Below are 21,653 nucleotides of genomic sequence, written 5' to 3'. Positions count from 1 at the left end.
TCATGCGCATGGCGAACCCCTCAGGTTTCGCAATGCTGCAAAAAAAGGCGCCCCTTGTGGGCGCTTTTTTTATGGGCGTCATCTGGGCCTTTCCCGCCATGGCATTCTGCCCGCTGCCGCAGCAGCCACAGCAGGTGCTGGTGCGCCAGGTGGTGGATGGCGATACCGTGCGCCTGGCCGATGGCCGCAGTGTACGCCTGATTGGCATCAACGCCCCGGAAATTGGCCGCAACGGGCGCACCAGCGAGCCTTATGCCGAGGCCGCGAAGCGACGCTTGCAGGCGCTGGTCAAGGCCAGTGATGGGCGTGTCGGGTTGGTGCCCGGCGTTGAGGCCAAAGACAAATATGGCCGCACACTGGCGCATATCTACGGTCGCAATGGCGACAATCTGGAAGCACAGTTGCTGAGTGAGGGTTTGGGCTACCGCGTGGCAGTTGCCCCGAATGTACGTCTCAGCGGTTGCCAGCAACTTGCCGAGCAAGCGGCACGCAAGGCAGGCAGCGGCTTGTGGCGCCGTTCGCCCGTGGTGCCGGCAGGGGAGGTCAGACAGGCGGGTTTTGCTGTGGTTAGTGGCCGCATCGAGGGTATCGAACGCAACCGTGGCGGTGTCTGGCTGACGCTGGACGACGCCGTGGTGCTGCAGGTTCCCGCTCGTCTGCAACGCAACTTCCCCCCCAGCTTCTTCGATAACCTCAAGGGACGCCAGGTCGAGGCGCGTGGCTGGGTGCTTGATCGTTCCCGCAAGGGCGGCCTGAAGCCCGGGCAGCGACGCTGGGTGTTGCCATTGACCGATCCGAGCATGTTGGAACGTATTTCAGGCTAAAAGATGTAGACATTTCGCTATTGGATTGTACACACTGTGAGCCGTATGCCCCCGTGGGTTATAGCGTAAAGTCGTAGGCTAAAGGCCTTGACACAAGTGACCGACCAGTCTTGTGACTCCCCGGCTCTTTGCGTATCCTCGGCGGTCCGTCAGAACAGTAAATAGCGGAATGCCCACCATGTCAGACCTGAAAACCGCCGCTCTCGAATACCACGCTCAACCTCGTCCGGGGAAACTGAGCGTCGAGCTCTCCAAGCCCACTGCCACCGCCCGTGACCTCGCCCTGGCCTACAGCCCAGGTGTTGCAGAGCCCGTGCGTGAAATCGGCCGTGATCCAGAGCTGGCTTACAAATACACCGGCAAAGGCAACCTGGTTGCGGTGATTTCCGATGGCACCGCCATCCTCGGTCTGGGCGACCTCGGCCCACTGGCTTCCAAGCCGGTCATGGAAGGCAAGGGTGTTCTGTTCAAGCGTTTCGCCGGTATCGACGTGTTCGACATCGAAGTCGAATCGGAAAGCCCGCAAGCGTTCATCGACACCGTTCGCCGTATTTCGATCACCTTCGGTGGCATCAACCTCGAAGACATCAAGGCGCCTGAGTGCTTCGAGATCGAGCGCACCCTGATCGAACAGTGCGACATTCCGGTATTCCACGATGACCAGCACGGTACCGCCATCGTGACCGCAGCCGGCATGATCAACGCCCTGGAAATCGCCGGCAAGAAGCTGGAAGACGCCAAGATCGTCTGCCTGGGTGCTGGTGCAGCCGCTATCTCCTGCATGAAGCTGCTGGTGAGCATGGGTGCCAAGGTCGAGAACATCTACATGATCGACCGCAGCGGCGTGATTCACGCTGGCCGTGACGACCTGAACCAGTACAAGGCGCAGTTCGCCCACGCTACCGACAAGCGCACCCTGGCTGATGCCCTGAACGGTGCAGACGTGTTCGTAGGCCTGTCCGGCCCGAACCTGCTGAGCCCGGAAGGCCTGAAGTCGATGGCGGCCAACCCGATCGTGTTCGCTTGCTCGAACCCGGACCCGGAAATCTCGCCAGAGCTGGCGCACGCCACCCGTAAAGACGTGATCATGGCCACCGGGCGTTCCGACTACCCGAACCAGGTCAACAACGTGCTGGGCTTCCCGTTCATCTTCCGTGGCGCTCTGGACGTTCGCGCCAAGCGCATCAACGAAGAAATGAAGATCGCTGCCGCTATCGCCCTGAAAGACCTGGCCAAGCTGCCAGTGCCGAAGGAAGTGTGCGAAGCCTACGGCGTCGAAGGCCTGGAGTTCGGCCGTGAGTACATCATTCCGAAGCCGCTGGATGCACGTCTGATCACCGTCGTTTCCGACGCTGTGGCCAAGGCCGCCATCGAATCCGGCGTCGCTACCCTGCCGTATCCGAAGCACTACCCGCTGACCAGCGTGGATGACGTGTTCAACGGCTGATTGCCGCTGTAGCGACATGAAAAAGCCCCGGCTCGTATGAGCCGGGGCTTTTTATTGGCCGGGACATTTGGAGCGCCTGGAGGATCGAGCGCCGCCCGCGCGGCGCTCGATTTACGCGCCCACGCAAAACCTGAGTCAGGCACCCAGCCTCAGAACAGATCCATCGGCGCCGCTTCATCGGCTGGCAGCGGGCTGCCCGGTGCTGCGCCATTGCCCAGCTCATCCACCGACGGTGGCGAATCTTCGGCCTTGAACAGCTCGAAGTACGCATTCGGCGTACTCGGCGAGGCAGCGCGGCCACTGACCGGGTCGACCCGCAGGCTAAGGATGCCTTCCGGTTCTGCCGGTGCGTGATTCGGCTTGTCCTTCAGTGCCGCGCCCATGAAGCTCATCCAGATCGGCAAGGCCGCCGTACCGCCGTATTCGCGACGGCCGAGGGTTTCCGGCTGGTCGAAACCGACCCACACGGTGGTCACGTAATCGGCGTTGTAGCCGGAGAACCAGGCGTCCTTGGATTCGTTGGTGGTGCCTGTCTTGCCCGCCAGGTCGGTGCGGCCCAGTGCCAGCGCCCGGCGGCCGGTGCCGCGCTTGATCACGTCCTGCAGCATGCTGGTGAGGATGTAGGTGGTGCGCCCGTCGATGATTTGTTCGGCCACCGCAGGTGCTTGTGGTGCATTCGCAACCTGGCTGAAGGCCGGTGGCGCCTCACCTGGCATGGCGGCGGTGCTGATCGGCTGTTCGGGTGCGGCCAGGCCTGCCTGGTCCTCGGCACCCTGCGGTACGCGGGCCGGGTTGGCGGTGAACAGCGTTTCGCCGCTGCGGCTTTCGATGCGGTCGATCAGGTACGGGGTGATCTTGTAGCCGCCGTTGGCGAATGTGCTCCAGCCGGTGGCGATTTCCATCGGGGTCAGGGTGGCGGTGCCCAGGGCCAGCGACAGGTTGCGTGGCAGGTCCTGCTTGTTGAAACCGAACTTGGCAATGTAGTCGATGGTGCGGTCTACACCCATGGCCTGCAGCAAGCGGATCGACACCAGGTTACGCGACTTGTACAGCGCTTCGCGCATGCGGATCGGGCCGAGGAAGGTGTTGGTATCGTTCTTCGGCCGCCACACTTTATCCACCGACTCGTCGACGAACACGATCGGCGCATCGTTGACCAGGGTGGCTGCCGTGTAGCCGCTGTCCAGTGCGGCACTGTAGATGAATGGCTTGAAGCTCGAACCCGGTTGGCGCTTGGCCTGCATGGCGCGGTTGTAGTTGCTCTGCTCGAATGAGAAGCCGCCAACCAGCGCACGAATGGCGCCGTTGTAAGGGTCGAGGGTGACCAGGGCGCTTTGTGCGCCAGGCACCTGGCTGAACTTGAGCTTGCCATCGTCCAGCCGCTGCAGGCGCACGAGGTCGCCGACCTGGGCCACGTCGGCCGGCGACTGCGGTGTACGGCCCTGGGCGTTGCTGTTTATGAACGGACGCGCCCACTTCATGGTGTCCCAGGCAACCTCGGCTTGCTGGCCGTCGCGGGTCAGCACCTTTAGGCCGGTTTTCTCGACATGGGTGACGATGGCCGGCTCCAGGCCCCCAAGAATGCGCTGCTTGCCCAGTTCCTGTAGCCAGGCTGCCTGGGTGCGGCCCGGGAAGCGGGCTTCGGGGCCGCGGTAACCGTGGCGCTCGTCGTAGTCGGAGAGGCCGTTGAGGATGGCCTTGTTGGCCATTTCCTGCATGTCGCTGGGCACCGTGGTGGTGACGCGGAAGCCTTCGGTGTAGGCGTCGCTGCCGTAACGGCCGACCATCTCCGCGCGGGCCATTTCAGCGATGTAGGGGGCATTCACCTCAGGCGTCGGTACGTGATAGCTCGCATTGAGCGGCTCGGCCAGGGCAGCCTGGTAGCTGGCTTCGTCGATCTTGCCCAGCTTGTACATGCGGCCAAGGATCCAGTCGCGGCGCTCCTTGGCGCGCACCGGGTTGGCCAGTGGATTGAAGCGTGACGGTGCTTTGGGCAGGCCAGCGATCATGGCCATCTGCGCCAGGCTCACGTCGCGGATCGACTTGCCGTAATACACCTGCGCGGCAGCGTCGATGCCGTAGGCGCGGTTGCCCAGGTAGATCTTGTTCACGTACAGCTCGAGGATCTCGTCCTTGGTCAGCTCGCGCTCGATCTGCAGGGCCAGCAGGATCTCGTTGGTCTTGCGCGAGAAGCTGCGTTCGCTGGTGAGGAAGAAGTTTTTCGCCACCTGCATGGTGATGGTGCTGCCGCCGGTCTGGATATGCCCGGTTTTTACCAGCTGGGTCGCCGCGCGCATCAGGCTGCTGGGGTCGACACCGTAGTGGTTGAGGAAATTGTCATCCTCGGCTGACAGAAGTGCCTGAATGAACTGTGGCGGAATTTCCGCGAAGCGGATCGGCGAGCGGCGCATTTCGCCAAACTCGGCAATCAGCTTGCCATCGCTGCTGTACACCCGGAGGGGGATCTGCAACTGGATGCTTCTGAGCGACTCGACCGAGGGCAGGCTGGGGCTAAGATACAGAAACGCACCGCTCACACCGAGTACGAGCGCGCAGATGACTGCGACGGAAGACCACCAGAAGAACTTCAGCAGACGTATCAAGGCTTTTCGGTGTCCAGGTTGAGAGTGGATTGCACGCAGGTCCGGCGGACCAGAAAACGCTGGGCATTATAAGCATTTTTTCGCCTCTCCGGGTTACCGGCCAGGCTGCCCGTTGCCCCGATGAGCAGCCCTGGCCCAGTGTTACCGCGGGGTTGCGACAGATCGCTGCGACACGCAGCAAGGAAGCCGCGATGTTAGGACGCTTCGGCAAGGATGCCGGTTCACTGGTGGGGGTAGAAATTGCCCCGGACGCTGTCCGGGTTGTGCAGCTTCAGCAGCGCAGCCGGCGTTGTCGGGTGCTTGCCTCGGCTCAGGAACCGTTCGAGTCAGCGGCGGGCAATGATTGGACTACGGAGCCCGCTGCGGTGGTGGCAGCCTTGCGTCGTGCCTACCGGCGCAGTGGTCTCAGGCAACGACGGGTAGCGTTGGCGTTACCCGCCAACCAGGTGATCTGCAAGCTGTGCCATCTGCCGATGGAGCAGGCTGGTGTAGAGCTGGAGGCGCAGTTGCTGGCCGATGCCGAGCGACTGTTTCCGTTTCCGCTGGAGGACCTGGCCCTGGATTTTCAGGTGTTGGGGGCGTCTCGCGTGCAACCGGGATGCGCCGAGGTGATGGTGGCCGCATGCCGGCAAAGTGCGTTGGTGTCACTGGAGGCTATCGTCGACGAGGCAGGGTTGCAGCTGGAAGCCGTCGAGGTCGATAACATCGCCCTGTGCCGCATGTTGCCTCAGGGGTGCTTCGAAGGCTCAGCATTACTGCGTGTAGAGGCACATGGTGCAGTTCTGTATGACTGGCATCCCGGTCGGCCCAGCCAGCGGCGTGAATTGCAAACGCAGGGGCAGAAGGGGATGGGGCCGCTGTCGGAGGCGCTGCATAGGCTGCTTGCCGATGAGCATTTGCCTGCGGGCCTGTGGATAACCAGCAGTTGTTCGCTGGATCCTGACTGGCTGCAAAGCCTGGGCCGTCAACTGAAAACGACGTGCCGGCATTTGCCTGGCCGGGCTGGGCTTGAGCATGTCGACGGGTCGATGCTGCTGGCTTGCGCCCTCGCTTATGGAGGATTGCGGCCATGATGCGACTGAACCTGCTGCCTTGGCGTGAGCGGCAGCGCCAGGCCACGCTTCGGCGTTTTCGCTCCCGGTTGGTCGCTGGCGCCATTCTGGCGCTGTGCGCGGTGATGCTGGTCGACCAGTTGGCCCGTCAGCGCGGGCAGCAACAGGCGCTGTCCAACACCCGGCAACAGGCCGCGCTCGATCGCCTGGCCGAGCAATTGCGGCCGTTGGATGATGTGCGTGCACAGCATCAGGCGCTGCTGGAGCGTTTGGCTGCGCTTGAGCGTTTGCGCACTCAGCAGGGCATTCTGGGTGATGTGTTCACTGACCTCGAAGGGGCGCTGCCGATGGGCGTGCAGCTTCTTGACCTCAGCCTGGAAAACGGCCATTTGCAGCTGGCCGGGCTGGCTACCTCCGGCGCCGTGGTTGCGCAGTTCATGCGCGACCTGGAACATTCGCGTGTTCTGCTCGACCTGGAACTCAAGCGCATCAGGAGCGTGCCGGGTGGCGATGAGTTTCTGTTGGCTGCGCGCGTTTCGGCGTTCTGGTCGTGAATGTGGCGCCGATCTTTGCCTGGCTGGCGGTCGCCGAGCACTCCAGGCGTATCAGGTGCCTGGCGCCAGCCATGGTCGCTGTGCTGGTGTTCGGTCTGGGTTGCGCGTTGCGCCTGCCAGCAGCGCTCCAGCAACAGGGACAGGAGGCGTCCAGGCAAGCCTTATTAGATGAACAGCAGTCAGCCAGCACGGCGAAGCGGGTCGAGCTGGAGCAACTGCGGGCAGCGCTGATTGTTGCCGAGCAAGCGTTGCTGGAGGCTCACTGGCACCTGGCCAGCGGGGAGGACATGAGCGACTTGCTCGGCAGCCTGGCTTCGTCGGGGCATGCGCACGGCCTCCTGGTCGAGCGGTTCGATGTGCATGAAAGCGAGCAGCAGGCAGGCTACCGTAAAACACCCCTGCAGGTGCAGGTGATGGGGCCTTACACGGCCTTGCGTCAATGGCTGCACGACTGGCTGGGCCAGGCGCGCCTGCTGCGCAGTGGCGACATCAACCTTTCTATTGTCGAGGGGCAGCCAAGGCTTTTGCGCCTGCAACTGCGTGTAGAGGCCTTCGAGGCAGCCGCACCGGTGCCGGCACCCGAGGCGTTTGCACGCACCTCGGCCAGGGCCGCCACACCAGAACCTGTGGTTGACCCCTTCACGCCAGCAGCGAGACGAATGGCCGGCTTTGGGCTGGGCAGTGTGCCGTTGGCGCAACTGGAAATGGTCGGCAGCCTGTCGCGCGGGATGTCGCACGAGGCGCTGCTGATGGCGGCTGGCAGGCTCTATAGGGTTCGGGAAGGCGAGCGTTTAGGGCGTAACCACGGTGTGGTGGAGCGGGTCGACCAAGGCCAGGTCGAGGTACGCGAACGGCTATTCATGGCGGGGGTGTGGCACGAGCGCACAGCGTTTATCACCCTTGCAAAGCGCCTGGGCAAGGAGGCCCTGGACCAGAATGAAAATGTTGATGAAATGGGTGTTGGCAGCCCTGCTGCCGATCCCGCTGGCGTCGGCGATGCCTTACCAGGGTGAGCCCCTGTCGTTGAACTTCCAGGATGTGGAAGTGCGCTCGGTGCTGCAGGTACTGGCTGATTATGCGGGCGTCAACCTGGTTGCGGGTGACGACGTACAAGGCAACGTCACCTTGCGTTTACAGGATGTACCTTGGGATCAGGCACTCGACCTGGTGTTGCGAAGCAAGGGGCTGGCCCGGCGGCAGGAGGGTAATGTACTGCTGGTGGCACCTGCGGCAGCGTTTGCCGCGCAGCCGTTCGATGCCCCCGTGGGGCTGGAGCCGGATGCGCAGGTGCAGCCGCTGCGCCGTGAGCTGATACCGATCCATCATGCCAAAGCCGCCGAGTTGGTTGAGCTATTGCTGACCAGCCTGGCGGATGACGGCACCCTCACTGCCAGAGGCAGCCTGGCAGTCGACGAGCGCACCAACACACTGGTGGCGTACCAGCCCGCCGACCGCCTGGCGGAACTGCGGCAGCTGGTTGCTCAACTGGACGTGCCGGTGCGCCAGGTGGCGATCGAGGCGCGTATCGTTGAAGCCAACGTCGATTACGAGAAAAGCCTGGGGGTGCGCTGGGGCGGGCCGCTGTATAGCGAAAACCTGCGGCCGGGCCAGGAGCTGTTTGTCGATCTTGGTGTGGAGCGCGCGGGCAGTAGTCTCGGTCTGGGCCTGCTGCGTGGCGACGTGTTGCTCGACCTGGAGCTCAGCGCCATGGAAAAAAGCGGCAACGGCGAGATCATTTCGCAGCCCAAAGTGGTAACGGCCGACAAGGAAACGGCCAGGATCCTCAAAGGCACCGAGGTGCCTTACCAGGAGACCAGTCAGAGTGGCGCCACCTCGGTGTCGTTTCGCGAAGCCTCGCTGTCGCTGGAGGTGACTCCGCAGATCACCCCGGACAATAAGGTGATCATGACCGTCAGGGTGACCAAGGACGAGCCGGATTACGTCAATGCCTTGAACAACGTGCCGCCGATTCGCAAGAACGAGGTCAATGCCAAGGTTCGCGTGGCCGACGGTGAAACGATCGTGATTGGTGGCGTGTACTCGACTTCGCAAAACAATGTGGTCGACAAGGTGCCATTTTTCGGCGATCTGCCGTATGTTGGGCGGCTGTTTCGACGCGATGCATTACAAGAGAAAAAATCCGAGCTGCTGGTCTTCCTGACTCCGCGTATCATGAGTGACCAGGCGATTGCTGTGAGTCGTTGATTCTGTGCGAAATTTGATACTTGTGGGGCCCATGGGCGCTGGTAAAAGCACCATTGGACGCCTTTTGGCCAAAGAGCTGCGCCTGCTGTTCAAGGATTCCGACAAGGAAATCGAACTGCGGTGCGGCGCCAATATCCCGTGGATTTTCGACAAGGAAGGCGAGCCGGGTTTTCGTGATCGCGAGCAAGCGATGATCGCCGAACTGTGCGCGCTTGACGGCGTGGTCCTGGCCACCGGCGGCGGCGCGGTGATGCGCGAAGCCAACCGCCAGGCATTGCACCAGGGTGGTCGGGTGATCTACCTGCACGCCTCGGTGGAGCAGCAGGTTGGCCGTACCGCGCGCGACCGCAATCGCCCGCTGCTGCGCACCGCCAACCCCGAGGCGACCTTGCGCGCCCTGCTGGAAGCGCGTGACCCGCTCTACCGCGAGATCGCCGACCTGGTGGTGGAAACCGACGAGCGGCCGCCGCGCATGGTGGTGATCGACATTCTCGAGCGCTTGCAGCAGTTGCCGCCCCGTTAACCCGGGACTATTCTCGGCCACCAGCGCCGAGGCGAGGTTCAACGTTACCGCGCAGGTTGCCCGAACGGCGCCGCGCCCAAGTACATTGTGGGGATACATGCAGACACTTAAGGTCGACCTGGGCGAGCGTAGCTACCCGATCTACATTGGCGAAGGCTTGCTGGACCAGCCCGAGCTGCTGGCACCGCACATTGCCGGCCGGCAAGTCGCCATCGTTTCCAACGAGACCGTCGCGCCCCTGTATCTCGAACGCCTGACCAAGACCCTCGGCGCCTATTCGGTGCTGCCAGTGGTGTTGCCCGATGGTGAGGCCTACAAGAACTGGGAAACCCTGCAGCTGATATTCGATGGCCTGCTGACCGCCCGCCATGATCGCCGCACCACCGTGGTCGCTCTGGGCGGCGGTGTCATCGGTGACATGGCCGGCTTCGCGGCCGCCTGCTACCAGCGTGGTGTCGATTTCATCCAGGTGCCGACCACCCTGCTGTCCCAGGTCGACTCCTCGGTGGGCGGCAAGACCGGTATCAACCACCCGCTGGGCAAGAACATGGTCGGTGCCTTCTATCAGCCCAATGCAGTGCTGATCGACACCACCAGCCTGAAGACGCTGCCCGCGCGGGAGCTGTCGGCTGGACTGGCCGAAGTGATCAAGTACGGCCTGATCTGCGACAAGCCGTTCCTCGCCTGGCTTGAAGACAATATGCAGGCCCTGCGCGGCCTGGACCCTGTGGCCCTGACTGAAGCCATTCGTCGTTCCTGCGCAGCAAAGGCTGCTGTGGTCGGGGCCGATGAGCGTGAGTCCGGCGTACGGGCCACGCTGAACCTGGGGCATACCTTCGGGCATGCCATCGAGACCCACATGGGCTACGGCGTGTGGCTGCACGGCGAAGCCGTGGCAGCGGGCACGGCGATGGCCCTGGAAATGTCCATGCGCCTTGGCTGGATCGACCAGGCCGAGCGCGATCGCGGAATCCGCCTGTTGCAGGACGCAGGTTTGCCGGTGGTGCCACCACAGGAAATGACCCCGGCGCATTTCATGGAGCACATGGCGGTCGACAAGAAGGTGCTCGACGGTCGTCTGCGTCTGGTGCTGCTGCGCCAGATGGGCGAGGCCGTGGTGACCGACGACTATCCGAAAGAGATTCTACAGGCCACGCTGTCGGCGGATTACCGCGCGATCGTGGCCCAGCTTTGAGGTTGTGACAGCGCAATGACCAGTTTGCATGCCGATGAGGCCTTTCTCGACCATTACCAGTTGAGCCACGATCCGTTCGCACCCCGCGTGCCCGGCTTCAAGTTTTTCCCGGCCCAGCGCAAGCCCGTGCTTGGCCAGTTGCACCATCTGGCACGCTACAGCCACTTGATGCTGGTAGTCAGCGGCCCGCTGGGCAGCGGAAAGTCGCTGCTGCGCCAGGCCCTGGTGGCCAGTACCAACAAACAGGCGGTGCAGAGCGTGGTGGTGTCTGCCCGCAGTGCCAGCGATGCTTCCGGCATGCTGGCCCAGGTCGCCCAGGACCTGGGGGTGGACCAGGCTGAAGTGCAGGCGATTCTGTCCAAGGTCGTGCAACTGGCACTCACCGGGCAGGAAGTGTATTTGCTGGTGGACGATGCGGAACAACTCGACGAGTCGGCACTCCAAGCGTTGCTGGAATTGGCGGCCGGTGTGCCGGAAGGGCGCCCGCATGTGTTCCTGTTCGGTGAACCGTCACTGATTGCCGGGCTGGATGAGCTCAATATCGAGGAAGAACGCTTCCACATCATCGAGCTCGCCCCCTACAGTGAAGAGGAAACCCGTGAGTACCTGGAGCAGCGTCTGGAAGGCGCTGGCCGGGGCATCGAGGTGTTCAGCCGTGAACAGATCGTCGATATCCATGAAAACTCCGACGGTTGGCCTGGCAACATCAACCAGGTCGCCCGTGACACTCTGATCGAAGCCATGATCGCCAGCCGCTCGACGGCCAAGCGACCATCCATGGGGTTCAAGATGCCTAAAAAACATGTGCTCGCGCTGTCCGCTGTGGTCGTGGTCGCCGTTGGCGCCGCGGTGTTGATGCCCAAGAAAGGCGACAAGGCGCCGGCCGATGCGCCAGCCGCCCAAGCACAGTTGCCGCTTGGCGAAGGTAAGCAAGGTGCTGCCATCGAATTCTCTGGCTCGTCCCAGCCGATGCCACTGCCTTTGGTGGGCCAGTCCCAGCCGGTGATGCGCGAACCGCTGGCCCAAGCCGCAGGCATGGGTGAAGGTGAAGAAGGCAGCCCGGCAGGCGACACCGCCCTGCAGCCTGGCAACCCACCGCCCACCGTGACCACCATTGCCCCGCCGCAAGGCGTGCCGGCCGGCCCGGCACCTGCGCCTGCCCAGCCCGTTGCCAGTGTGCCTGCCCAGCCAGTGCAGCCGGTGGCGCCTGCGCCGAAACCCGTCGCAACCCAGCCAGTTAAACCGGTTGCACCTGCCAAGCCTGCGCCAGCACCGACCCAGGTTGCCGTGGCCAAGCCAGCCGCCAAACCGGCTGAAAAACCAGCGGCATCCGGTGGTGGCAGCGGTGGCTGGTACGCCGGGCAAAAGCCGGGTAACTATGTGGTGCAGATCCTCGGCACCAGCTCCGAGGCTTCGGCCCAGGCGTACGTCAAGGCCCAGGGTGGCGACTATCGCTACTTCAAGAAAAACCTGCAGGGCAAGCCGTTGTACGTCGTGACTTATGGCAGCTTCGCCAACCGCGATGCAGCGGTTGCGGCAATCAAGAACTTGCCAGCGAAGGTCCAGGCTGGTAAACCTTGGCCACGTACCGTCGCCAGCGTCCAACAAGAGCTGGCCTCGGCCCGCTGATACCTTCCGGGCGGCATCACCCCGCCGCCCAGTAGCTAAGCGAATTCTAGCTTTCGACTAGCCTGCTGCGTTTTAACGCGGCAGGCTTTTCTGTCCCAGACTGCCGGCCACAAGCCTTACTTGCAGTCATGGCTGAAACGCTTCAGACTCGAGCCAAGCCGCTATCACGGCGCATGGTGCAAAAACATTCAAAATTGCGACATAAATTTTCATTGGTGAGACATGAAAATTTGTGGGCATCGCTGTCGCTGTGCAACAATGGTTTTCCATGGCCACCGCAAAAAAGCTGGCGTTTGATCGGCGTGGATGGTAAGTGGTTGTTAAAAAAGAGATTTGCCTCCGTTGAGAGGTGAACCTGGTGAGAATGTGTCTATGAAAACAGGTCTGTACCATCCCGAAGAATTCAAGGACAACTGTGGTTTTGGCCTGATCGCCCATATGACGGGCGAACCGAGCCACCACCTTCTGCAAACCGCCATGCAGGCGCTGACCTGCATGACCCACCGCGGCGGCATCAACGCCGACGGCAAGACCGGTGACGGTTGCGGTCTGCTCATGCAGAAGCCCGATCAATTCCTGCGTGCCGTGGCCCAGGAGCACTTCGCCGTCGAGCTGCCCAAGCAGTATGCCGTCGGCATGGTGTTCTTCAACCAGGACCCAGTCAAAGCTGAAGCCGCCCGCGCCAACATGGACCGCGAAATCCTCGCAGCCGGCCTGAAACTGGTCGGCTGGCGCAAGGTTCCGATCGACACCAGCGTGCTCGGCCGCCTGGCCCTGGAGCGCCTGCCGCAGATCGAGCAGGTGTTCATCGGCGGTGAAGGCCTGAGCGATCAGGAATTCGCGATCAAGCTGTTCAGTGCCCGTCGCCGTTCGTCGGTGGCCAACGCCCACGATGCCGACCACTACATCTGCAGCTTCTCGCACAAGACCATCATCTACAAAGGCCTGATGATGCCGCGCGATCTCGCGGCGTTCTACCCAGACCTGGGTGACGAGCGCCTGCAAACCGCGATCTGCGTGTTCCACCAGCGCTTCTCCACCAACACCCTGCCGAAATGGCCGCTGGCGCAGCCGTTCCGCTTCCTCGCCCACAACGGCGAGATCAACACCATCACCGGCAACCGCAACTGGGCCATGGCCCGTCGCACCAAGTTCGCCAACGACCTGATCCCCGACCTCGAAGAGCTCGGACCGCTGGTCAACCGCGTGGGTTCCGACTCGTCGAGCATGGACAACATGCTGGAACTGATGGTGACCGGTGGCATCGACCTGTTCCGCGGCGTACGCATGCTGGTACCGCCAGCCTGGCAGAACGTCGAGACCATGGACGCCGACCTGCGCGCCTTCTACGAATACAACTCCATGCACATGGAGCCGTGGGACGGCCCGGCCGGTATCGTCATGACCGAAGGCCGCCACGCGGTGTGCCTGTTGGACCGTAACGGCCTGCGCCCGGCGCGCTGGGTGACCACCACCAACGGCTACATCACCATCGCCTCGGAAATCGGCGTATGGGGCTACCAGCCTGAGGAAGTGCTGGCCAAAGGCCGTGTCGGCCCGGGTCAGATCCTGGCCGTGGACACCGAAACCGGCCAGATCCTCGACACCGACGCCATCGACAACCGCCTGAAGTCGCGTCACCCGTACAAGCGCTGGCTGCGTCAGCACGCCACCCGTATCCAGGCGACGCTGACCGACGACCAGGGCGTGGCCAGCTATGACGCTGACCAGCTCAAGCAATACATGAAGATGTTCCAGGTCACCTTCGAAGAGCGTGATCAGGTGCTGCGCCCGCTGGGTGAGCAGGGCCAGGAAGCCGTCGGCTCGATGGGCGACGACACGCCGATGGCCGTGCTGTCGCAGCGCGTGCGTTCGCCGTACGACTTCTTCCGCCAGCAGTTCGCCCAGGTGACCAACCCGCCGATCGACCCGCTGCGCGAAGCGATCGTGATGTCGCTGGAAATCTGCCTGGGCGCCGAGCGCAACATTTTCCAGGAGTCTCCGGAGCACGCTTCGCGGGTCATCCTCAGCTCGCCGGTCATTTCGCCCGCCAAGTGGCGTTCGCTGATGAGCCTGGAGCGCGAAGGTTTCGACCGCCAGCTGATCGACCTCAACTATGAAGAGGGCGTCGGCCTCGAAGCGGCCATCCGCAATATCGCTGACCAGGCTGAAGAAGCCGTGCGCGCTGGCAAGACCCAGCTGGTGCTGAGCGACCGCTACATCGCCCCGGGCAAACTGCCGGTGCACGCTTCGCTGGCCGTGGGTGCAGTGCACCACCGCTTGACCGAACAGGGCCTGCGTTGCGACAGCAACATCCTGGTGGAAACCGCCACCGCCCGCGACCCGCACCACTTTGCCGTGCTGCTGGGCTTCGGTGCCTCGGCCGTTTACCCGTACCTGGCTTATGAAGTGCTGGCCGACCTGATCCGCACCGGCGAAGTGCTGGGCGACCTGGACGAAGTCTTCAAGTACTACCGCAAGGGCATCTCGAAGGGCCTGCTGAAGATCCTGTCGAAGATGGGCATCTCCACCATCGCCTCGTACCGTGGTGCGCAGCTGTTCGAAGCCATCGGCCTGGCCGAGGAAGTGGTCGGCCTGAGCTTCAAGGGCGTGTCCAGCCGCATCAAGGGCGCGCGCTTCGAAGACCTGGAAAGCGACCAGAAGCTGCTGGCGGCCGAAGCCTGGAGCGCGCGCAAGCCGATCCAGCAAGGCGGCCTGCTGAAGTTCGTTCACGGTGGCGAGTACCACGCCTACAACCCGGACGTGGTCAACACCCTGCAAGCCGCCGTGCAGCAGGGCGACTATGCCAAGTTCAAGGAATACACCACGCTGGTCGACACCCGCCCGGTGTCGATGATCCGCGATCTGCTGAAAGTGAAAGTGGCCGACCAGCCGCTGCCGCTGGAGCAGATCGAACCGCTGGAGGCCATCCTCAAGCGTTTCGACTCCGCCGGTATCTCGCTGGGGGCCCTGTCGCCGGAAGCCCACGAGGCGCTGGCCGAGGCCATGAACCGCCTGGGCGCGCGTTCCAACTCCGGTGAGGGCGGTGAAGATCCGTCGCGCTACGGCACCCTCCGCAGCTCCAAGATCAAGCAGGTGGCCACCGGCCGCTTTGGTGTGACCCCGGAATACCTGGTAAACGCCGAAGTGCTGCAGATCAAGGTCGCCCAGGGCGCCAAGCCCGGTGAGGGCGGCCAGCTGCCGGGTGGCAAGGTCAACGGCCTGATCGCCAAGCTGCGCTATGCGGTACCGGGCGTGACCCTGATTTCGCCACCGCCGCACCACGACATCTACTCGATCGAAGACCTGGCCCAGCTGATCTACGACCTCAAGCAGGTCAACCCGCAGGCGCTGGTGTCGGTCAAGCTGGTGGCGGAAGCCGGCGTGGGCACCATCGCCGCTGGTGTGGCCAAGGCCTATGCCGACCTGATCACCATCTCGGGTTACGACGGTGGTACCGGTGCTTCGCCGCTGACCTCGATCAAGTACGCCGGCGCCCCGTGGGAACTGGGCCTGGCAGAAACCCACCAGACCCTGCGTGGCAACGACCTGCGCGGCAAGGTGCGGGTACAGACCGACGGCGGCCTGAAAACCGGCCTGGACGTGATCAAGGCGGCCATCCTCGGCGCCGAAAGCTTCGGCTTCGGTACCGCGCCAATGATCGCCCTGGGCTGCAAGTACCTGCGCATCTGCCACCTGAACAACTGCGCCACCGGCGTAGCCACCCAGAACGACAAGCTGCGCAAGGACCACTACATCGGCACCGTCGACATGGTGATCAACTTCTTCACCTTCGTCGCCGAAGAAACCCGTGAATGGCTGGCCAAACTGGGCGTGCGCAGCCTGGGCGAACTGATCGGCCGTACCGACCTGCTCGACGTATTGCCAGGCGACACCGAGCGCCAGCAGTACCTGGACCTGTCGCCGCTGCTGGGCAGCTCGCACATCCCGGCTGACAAGCCGCAGTTCTGCGAAGTGGACAAGAACCCGCCGTTCGACCAGGGCGAGCTGGCCGAGAAAATGGTGGAAATGGCCATGCCGGCCATCCGTGACCAGGCCGGTGGCGAGTTCAACCTCGACATCTGCAACTGCGACCGTTCCATCGGTGCGCGTGTGTCGGGTGAAATCGCCCGCCTGCACGGTAATCAGGGCATGGCTGCGGCGCCGATCACCTTCCGCTTCAAGGGTACTGCGGGCCAGAGCTTCGGTGTGTGGAACGCCGGTGGCCTGAACCTGCACCTGGAAGGCGACGCCAACGACTACGTCGGCAAGGGCATGACCGGTGGCAAGCTCACCATCGTGCCGCCAGCCGGCAGCCCGTTCGAAACCCAGCACAGCGCCATCGTCGGCAATACCTGCCTTTACGGTGCCACTGGCGGCAAGCTGTTTGCCGCAGGTACTGCGGGCGAGCGCTTCGCTGTGCGTAACTCCGGCGCCCACGCTGTTGTCGAGGGCACTGGCGATCACTGCTGTGAATACATGACCGGCGGCTTTGTCTGCGTGTTGGGCAAGACCGGTTACAACTTCGGTTCTGGCATGACTGGCGGCTTCGCCTACGTGCTCGACATGGACAATAGCTTCGTCGACAAGCTCAACCACGAACTGGTGGAAATCCAGCGCATCAGTGGTGAAGCGATGGAGGCGTACCGCAGCCACCTGGCGCGTGTCCTTGCCGAGTATGTGGAAGAAACCGGCAGCGAGTGGGGGCGTGAGCTCTCGGAGAACCTGGACGACTACGTGCGGCGCTTCTGGCTGGTGAAGCCGAAGGCAGCCAACCTGAAGCAGCTGCTGTCCAGCACCCGTGCCAACCCGCAGTAAAAACAGCTGCAAGTGGCAAGCCTCACGCTGCAGGTAAAGGCAGTACGAGGTTTGCCCGGCTTAAGTGATCGTCTTGCGGCTTGCAGCGTCTAGCTTGCAGCTGCTGTAAAGAGGTTTTGAAAAATGGCTGAACGTCTGAACAACGACTTCCAGTTCATCGAAGTGGGCCGTAAGGACCCGAAGAAGAAGCTGCTGCGCCAGCGCAAGAAAGAGTTCGTGGAAATATACGAACCGTTCAAGCCGCAGCAGTCCGTGGACCAGGCACACCGCTGCCTGGGCTGCGGTAACCCGTATTGCGAATGGAAGTGCCCGGTACACAACTTCATCCCCAACTGGTTGAAGCTGGTTTCCGAAGGCAACATCCTGGCCGCCGCCGAGCTGTCGCACCAAACCAACACCCTGCCGGAAGTGTGCGGCCGCGTGTGCCCGCAAGACCGCCTGTGCGAGGGTGCTTGCACCCTGAACGACGGCTTTGGCGCGGTGACCATCGGTTCGGTGGAGAAGTACATCACCGACACCGCCTTCGCCATGGGCTGGCGCCCGGACATGTCCAAGGTCAAACCAACCGGCAAGCGCGTCGCCATCATCGGCGCCGGCCCTGCTGGCCTGGGCTGCGCCGACGTACTGGTGCGTGCCGGCGTGACCCCGGTGGTGTTCGACAAGAACCCGGAAATCGGTGGCCTGCTGACCTTCGGCATCCCCGAGTTCAAGCTGGAAAAAACCGTGCTCAGCAACCGCCGCGAAGTCTTCACCGGCATGGGCATCGAGTTTCGTCTGAACACCGAGGTGGGCAAGGACGTCACCCTGGAACAGCTGCTCGCCGAGTACGACGCGGTGTTCATGGGCATGGGTACCTACACCTACATGAAGGGTGGCTTCCCGGGCGAGGACCTGCCAGGTGTGCATGACGCGCTGGACTTCCTGATCGCCAACGTCAACCGCAACCTGGGCTTCGAAAAGTCGCCGGAAGACTTCGTCGACATGCAGGGCAAGAAGGTGGTGGTGCTGGGCGGTGGTGACACCGCGATGGACTGCAACCGCACGTCGATCCGTCAGGGCGCCAAATCGGTGACCTGCGCCTATCGCCGTGACGAAGCCAACATGCCGGGTTCGCGCAAAGAGGTGAAGAACGCCAAGGAAGAGGGTGTGAAGTTCCTCTACAACCGCCAGCCTATCGCCATCGTTGGCGAGGACAAGGTGGAAGGCGTAAAAGTGGTCGAGACCCGCCTTGGCGAGCCGGATGCCCGTGGCCGCCGCAGCCCCGAGCCGATCCCGGGTTCTGAAGAGATCCTGCCGGCCGATGCCGTGGTGATCGCCTTCGGCTTCCGCCCAAGCCCGGCGCCGTGGTTCGAGCAGCATGGTATCCAGCTGGACAGCCAAGGCCGCGTGGTTGCGCCGGAGAAAGGCAAGTTCAAGCACCAGACCAGCAACCCGAAAGTGTTTGCCGGTGGCGACATGGTGCGCGGTTCGGACCTGGTGGTGACGGCAATCTTCGAAGGGCGTACCGCTGCTGAAGGCATCCTGGACTACCTCGAAGTCTGAAATCATTTAGATTTTGTATACAAAATCTATTGATCCAGGACATACCCATAGAGAAAAGGCACGGCAATGAGCCGTGCCTTTTCTTTGTGCGTCTGAGAAAATGCCCGCACTATTTTTCCGGATGCCGACATGACTGCCCTGAAGAACGATCGTTTCCTGCGTGCACTGCTCAAGCAACCCGTAGACGTCACCCCGGTGTGGATGATGCGCCAGGCCGGCCGCTATCTGCCGGAGTACCGCGCCAGCCGCGCCAAGGCCGGCGACTTCATGAGCCTGTGCATGAACCCGCAGTTCGCCTGCGAGGTCACCCTGCAGCCGCTGGACCGCTACCCGCTGGACGCGGCGATCCTGTTCTCGGATATCCTCACCATCCCCGACGCCATGGGCCTGGGCCTATACTTCGAAACCGGCGAAGGTCCGCGTTTCAAGAAGGTCATCAGCACCCCGGCCGACATCGAAGCGCTGCCAATCCCAGACCCTCAGAAAGACCTGGGCTATGTGATGGACGCGGTCAGCACCATTCGCCGCGAACTCAATGGCCGTGTGCCGCTGATCGGCTTCTCCGGCAGCCCATGGACCCTGGCCACCTACATGGTCGAAGGCGGCTCGTCGAAAGACTTCCGCAAGACCAAGGCCATGGCCTACGACAACCCGCAAGCCCTGCACCTGCTGCTGGACAAGCTGGCCCAGTCGGTGACCAGCTACCTGAATGGCCAGATTCTGGCCGGTGCCCAGGCCGTACAGATTTTCGACACCTGGGGCGGCAACCTGTCGGCGGCGGCCTACCAGGAATTCTCCCTGGCCTACATGCGCAAGATCGTCAGCGGGCTGATCCGCGAGCACGAAGGGCGCAAGGTGCCGGTGATCCTGTTCACCAAGAACGGTGGCCTGTGGCTGGAAAGCATCGCTGAAGCCGGCGCCGATGCGCTGGGCCTGGACTGGACCTGCGAGATCGGCGACGCCCGCCGCCGCGTGGGTGACAAGGTGGCCCTGCAAGGCAACATGGACCCGACCGTGCTGTACGCCAAGCCGCAAGCCATCCGCCAGGAAGTGGCGCGCATCCTGGCCAGTTACGGCCACGGCACGGGCCATGTGTTCAACCTGGGCCACGGCATTACGCCGGAAGTCGATCCGGAGCACGCGGGTGTGTTCATCAACGCCGTGCATGAGCTGTCGGCGCAGTATCATCAGTGATCTGAAGCTGAAAACCCAAGCCCGGCCCTGTGCCGGGCTTTTTGTCGCATTAAGTTTTAATTCAGCGATCGTCGCTAATCTGGTCCCATCGAAACCCAAACAGGACCCGATCCTCATGAAAGCACGTTACCTCGCCCTGATCCTCGCCCCTCTGTTCAGCACCGCCGCACTGGCTGCGACCTATACCGGCCCCGGCGCTCAGTCGGTCACCACTGTTGCCGCTGCCAACGACGCTGCCGATGACACTCCGGTTGTGCTGCAAGGGTTTGTGACCAAGAAGATCAACAACGACGACAAGTACGAGTTCAAGGACAACACCGGCACCATCACCGTCGAGATCGATGACGAAGACCTGCCGTCGACGCCGTTCAACGACAAGACCAAGGTCAAGTTGACCGGTGAGGTGGAAAAGCACCTGATGAGCCGTGAGGTTGACGTGGATATTGTCGAGATCATCAACTGACTCATGAAAATGCCTGCTGTTCGGCAGGAATTTTCCTATGTTTTGCAGCCTTTCGCATTTTTAGAATGACGCACTCCTGTCGGGAGCCCCCGACGCAAACTCAGCAGTTTGGAGTGCGTCATGAGTACACGAAAGCATCTACGAAGGGTTGTTGCCAGCAGCGCATGGCTGGCGATTGCCGGGGTGGGCATGCATGCCCAAATGGCCAGTGCACACGGTTACGCCAATGAACCGCCTTCCAGGGCGTATGCGTGCCGACTTGGGTTGAACACCGAGTGTGGCCAGCCTATGTACGAGCCGCAAGCAGTCGGGGAGGCCGAAAAAGGCTTCCCGGCCCGCGGCCCGGCTGATGGCAAACTCGCCAGTGGTGGGGTGCGGTCCGACTTCGCACCGCTGGATGAGCAGTCTGCCAACCGCTGGTCGCTGACGCCCATCAAGCAGCGCGACGTCGCCTTCGACTGGTATTACACCGAAGGGCACAAGACGACGGGTTGGGAGTACTTCATCACCAAAGCGGGGTGGAACCCGAATGCACCCTTGGGGCGCGATGCGTTCGAGTCGACGCCTTTCTGTACCGTTGATGGGCATGGGAAGCCGGCTCGTGGTGAGGGGCAACCCACACATGGACCAGCCCTTGTAAAGCATCAGTGCACGTTGCCTGCTGACAAGACCGGGCAGCACATCATCCTGGGTGTCTGGACAGTCGATGACACTGCTGCAGCGTTCTACAACGTCATGGACGTGGATATTCAGACTGAAGGTGGCCCCGCCCCTGAGTGGCCGCAAGTGGGCAGCATCAACCCGCATCGTGACCTGCAGGTTGGCGACAAGGTCAGGGCTCGCGCGTTCGTGGCCGGCTCGGAAAGCGCTCAATTCAGCGTAGGTATCGTCATTGACAGCGCTGAGGAAGGCCTTGCAGCAAACTGGTCCTACAAGCTTGCAAAGCGCATCAATGAAACCCAGTCCTTGGTACAAGCGGGCCACCTTGATAGCGAGGGCAACATCAAGCCGGTCCAGGGCGCCAACAGCATCTTCGCCAAACCCGAGACGGGCATCAGCAGCTATCAGCTGGATTTCGAAGGCGTACCTGTCGATGACAGCTACCTGCACCTGCATGACCTCAAACCTGAATACGTGCTGGAAGACGGTAAGGCGAACCTGGACTTCACGGTAATGACCAACCGTAAGCTGCAGGTCAGTGCACGGCTGTTCGACAGTGCCAACCAGCAAGTCGGCTTCACTCGTCAGGACGTGGACGCCACCACCCGTCCGATGACGCTGCAAGCGAGCAGTGTCGAAGGCGAGCACCTGCTCAAGGTCGTTGGCGTGAACAAGGCCGGGCGCATCCTGTTGCAGGAAGAGCGCACGGTTCAGCTGAAGGCTGCGGGTGGCGAAGGCCACGACTTTGAATTCCCTCAATCGATTGCAAGCTACAAGGCCGGTACACGTGTACTGCAACCGAAGACGGGTGAAGTGTTCGAGTGCAAGCCGTTCCCGTTCGAGGGCTGGTGCAAGAGCTATTCGGCAAGTGCCACCCAATATGAGCCGGGTGTAGGCAGCCACTGGCAAGACGCCTGGATCAAACGCTGAAGGAATGTGCCCTG

At 62.4% G+C, this 21,653-nt stretch carries 15 protein-coding genes; 14 read left to right on the top strand and 1 reads right to left on the bottom strand.

Annotated elements, in window-relative coordinates:
• The first annotated feature begins 2 nt into the window (after positions 1-2).
• Together ACF8R4_RS02690 and ACF8R4_RS02685 are read left to right on the top strand one after the other, a co-directional pair.
• Positions 3-824, top strand: coding sequence for a thermonuclease family protein (locus tag ACF8R4_RS02690; RefSeq protein ID WP_060498055.1), 822 nt, complete (start codon positions 3-5; stop codon positions 822-824).
• Positions 825-1,002: 178 nt separating this feature from the next.
• Positions 1,003-2,271, top strand: a complete 1,269-nt coding sequence (locus ACF8R4_RS02685) for a malic enzyme-like NAD(P)-binding protein (RefSeq protein ID WP_392491638.1) — start codon at positions 1,003-1,005, stop codon at positions 2,269-2,271.
• Positions 2,272-2,420: 149 nt separating this feature from the next.
• Here ACF8R4_RS02685 and ACF8R4_RS02680 read toward each other — a convergent pair whose 3' ends face one another.
• Positions 2,421-4,874, bottom strand: a complete 2,454-nt coding sequence (locus ACF8R4_RS02680; protein ID WP_060498053.1) for a penicillin-binding protein 1A — start codon at positions 4,872-4,874, stop codon at positions 2,421-2,423.
• 191 nt (positions 4,875-5,065) lie between these two features.
• Here ACF8R4_RS02680 and pilM point away from each other — a divergent pair, with 191 nt between their 5' ends.
• From pilM to gbpA, 12 genes are all read left to right on the top strand, one after another.
• Entirely contained in the window at positions 5,066-5,947 is an 882-nt protein-coding gene (gene pilM / locus ACF8R4_RS02675; RefSeq protein ID WP_104833799.1) for a type IV pilus biogenesis protein PilM, read from the top strand.
• Positions 5,944-6,480 (top strand): PilN domain-containing protein, encoded by a 537-nt coding sequence (locus ACF8R4_RS02670; RefSeq protein WP_060498051.1) that lies wholly within the window; start codon positions 5,944-5,946, stop codon positions 6,478-6,480. The genes pilM and ACF8R4_RS02670 overlap by 4 nt, the downstream gene beginning before the upstream one ends.
• An 11-nt stretch (positions 6,481-6,491) precedes the next feature.
• The gene (locus ACF8R4_RS02665; RefSeq protein ID WP_060498096.1) at positions 6,492-7,493 is read left to right on the top strand and encodes a pilus assembly protein PilP; all 1,002 of its coding nucleotides are present in this window, start codon (positions 6,492-6,494) and stop codon (positions 7,491-7,493) included.
• Positions 7,417-8,685 carry a type IV pilus secretin PilQ gene (locus ACF8R4_RS02660; protein ID WP_082426354.1) on the top strand — a complete coding sequence of 423 codons (1,269 nt, stop codon included), beginning with the start codon at positions 7,417-7,419 and terminating at the stop codon, positions 8,683-8,685. The genes ACF8R4_RS02665 and ACF8R4_RS02660 overlap by 77 nt, the downstream gene beginning before the upstream one ends.
• A gap of 4 nt (positions 8,686-8,689) precedes the next feature.
• Complete coding sequence (gene aroK, locus ACF8R4_RS02655; RefSeq protein WP_028698445.1) at positions 8,690-9,208, top strand: shikimate kinase AroK; 519 nt, start codon at positions 8,690-8,692, stop codon at positions 9,206-9,208.
• 97 nt (positions 9,209-9,305) lie between these two features.
• Positions 9,306-10,403 carry a 3-dehydroquinate synthase gene (gene aroB, locus ACF8R4_RS02650; RefSeq protein ID WP_060498049.1) on the top strand — a complete coding sequence of 366 codons (1,098 nt, stop codon included), beginning with the start codon at positions 9,306-9,308 and terminating at the stop codon, positions 10,401-10,403.
• A gap of 15 nt (positions 10,404-10,418) precedes the next feature.
• Positions 10,419-12,032: an SPOR domain-containing protein gene (locus ACF8R4_RS02645; protein WP_104833802.1), complete on the top strand. Its 1,614-nt coding sequence runs from the start codon at positions 10,419-10,421 to the stop codon at positions 12,030-12,032.
• Positions 12,033-12,404: 372 nt separating this feature from the next.
• A complete protein-coding gene (gene gltB / locus ACF8R4_RS02640; protein WP_223623554.1) occupies positions 12,405-16,850 on the top strand; it encodes a glutamate synthase large subunit in 4,446 nt (1,481 codons plus the stop codon).
• A gap of 123 nt (positions 16,851-16,973) precedes the next feature.
• Complete coding sequence (locus tag ACF8R4_RS02635; RefSeq protein WP_060498046.1) at positions 16,974-18,392, top strand: FAD-dependent oxidoreductase; 1,419 nt, start codon at positions 16,974-16,976, stop codon at positions 18,390-18,392.
• Between the two features lie 129 nt (positions 18,393-18,521).
• Positions 18,522-19,586, top strand: coding sequence for a uroporphyrinogen decarboxylase (gene hemE, locus ACF8R4_RS02630; protein WP_060498045.1), 1,065 nt, complete (start codon positions 18,522-18,524; stop codon positions 19,584-19,586).
• Positions 19,587-19,701: 115 nt separating this feature from the next.
• Positions 19,702-20,049 (top strand): YgiW/YdeI family stress tolerance OB fold protein, encoded by a 348-nt coding sequence (locus tag ACF8R4_RS02625; RefSeq protein ID WP_060498044.1) that lies wholly within the window; start codon positions 19,702-19,704, stop codon positions 20,047-20,049.
• 120 nt (positions 20,050-20,169) lie between these two features.
• The gene (gene gbpA, locus ACF8R4_RS02620; RefSeq protein ID WP_392491632.1) at positions 20,170-21,639 is read left to right on the top strand and encodes an N-acetylglucosamine-binding protein GbpA; all 1,470 of its coding nucleotides are present in this window, start codon (positions 20,170-20,172) and stop codon (positions 21,637-21,639) included.
• Positions 21,640-21,653: the final 14 nt, after the last annotated feature.

The organism is Pseudomonas sp. FYR_2 (genome assembly GCF_043106425.1).
Taxonomy (GTDB): Bacteria; Pseudomonadota; Gammaproteobacteria; order Pseudomonadales; family Pseudomonadaceae; genus Aquipseudomonas; species Aquipseudomonas monteilii.
This window is presented reverse-complemented; position numbering and strand designations above follow the sequence as displayed.

Excerpts from the sequence above, each read along its gene's own strand:
- gbpA (WP_392491632.1), top strand. The coding sequence starts at position 20,170 with ATGAGTACACGAAAGCATCTACGAAGGGTTGTTGCCAGCAGCGCATGG.
- ACF8R4_RS02635 (WP_060498046.1), top strand. The coding sequence starts at position 16,974 with ATGGCTGAACGTCTGAACAACGACTTCCAGTTCATCGAAGTGGGCCGT.
- ACF8R4_RS02670 (WP_060498051.1), top strand. The coding sequence starts at position 5,944 with ATGATGCGACTGAACCTGCTGCCTTGGCGTGAGCGGCAGCGCCAGGCC.
- aroB (WP_060498049.1), top strand. The coding sequence starts at position 9,306 with ATGCAGACACTTAAGGTCGACCTGGGCGAGCGTAGCTACCCGATCTAC.
- gltB (WP_223623554.1), top strand. The coding sequence starts at position 12,405 with ATGAAAACAGGTCTGTACCATCCCGAAGAATTCAAGGACAACTGTGGT.
- ACF8R4_RS02685 (WP_392491638.1), top strand. The coding sequence starts at position 1,003 with ATGTCAGACCTGAAAACCGCCGCTCTCGAATACCACGCTCAACCTCGT.
- hemE (WP_060498045.1), top strand. The coding sequence starts at position 18,522 with ATGACTGCCCTGAAGAACGATCGTTTCCTGCGTGCACTGCTCAAGCAA.
- ACF8R4_RS02645 (WP_104833802.1), top strand. The coding sequence starts at position 10,419 with ATGACCAGTTTGCATGCCGATGAGGCCTTTCTCGACCATTACCAGTTG.
- ACF8R4_RS02660 (WP_082426354.1), top strand. The coding sequence starts at position 7,417 with ATGAAAATGTTGATGAAATGGGTGTTGGCAGCCCTGCTGCCGATCCCG.
- ACF8R4_RS02625 (WP_060498044.1), top strand. The coding sequence starts at position 19,702 with ATGAAAGCACGTTACCTCGCCCTGATCCTCGCCCCTCTGTTCAGCACC.
- pilM (WP_104833799.1), top strand. The coding sequence starts at position 5,066 with ATGTTAGGACGCTTCGGCAAGGATGCCGGTTCACTGGTGGGGGTAGAA.
- ACF8R4_RS02690 (WP_060498055.1), top strand. The coding sequence starts at position 3 with ATGCGCATGGCGAACCCCTCAGGTTTCGCAATGCTGCAAAAAAAGGCG.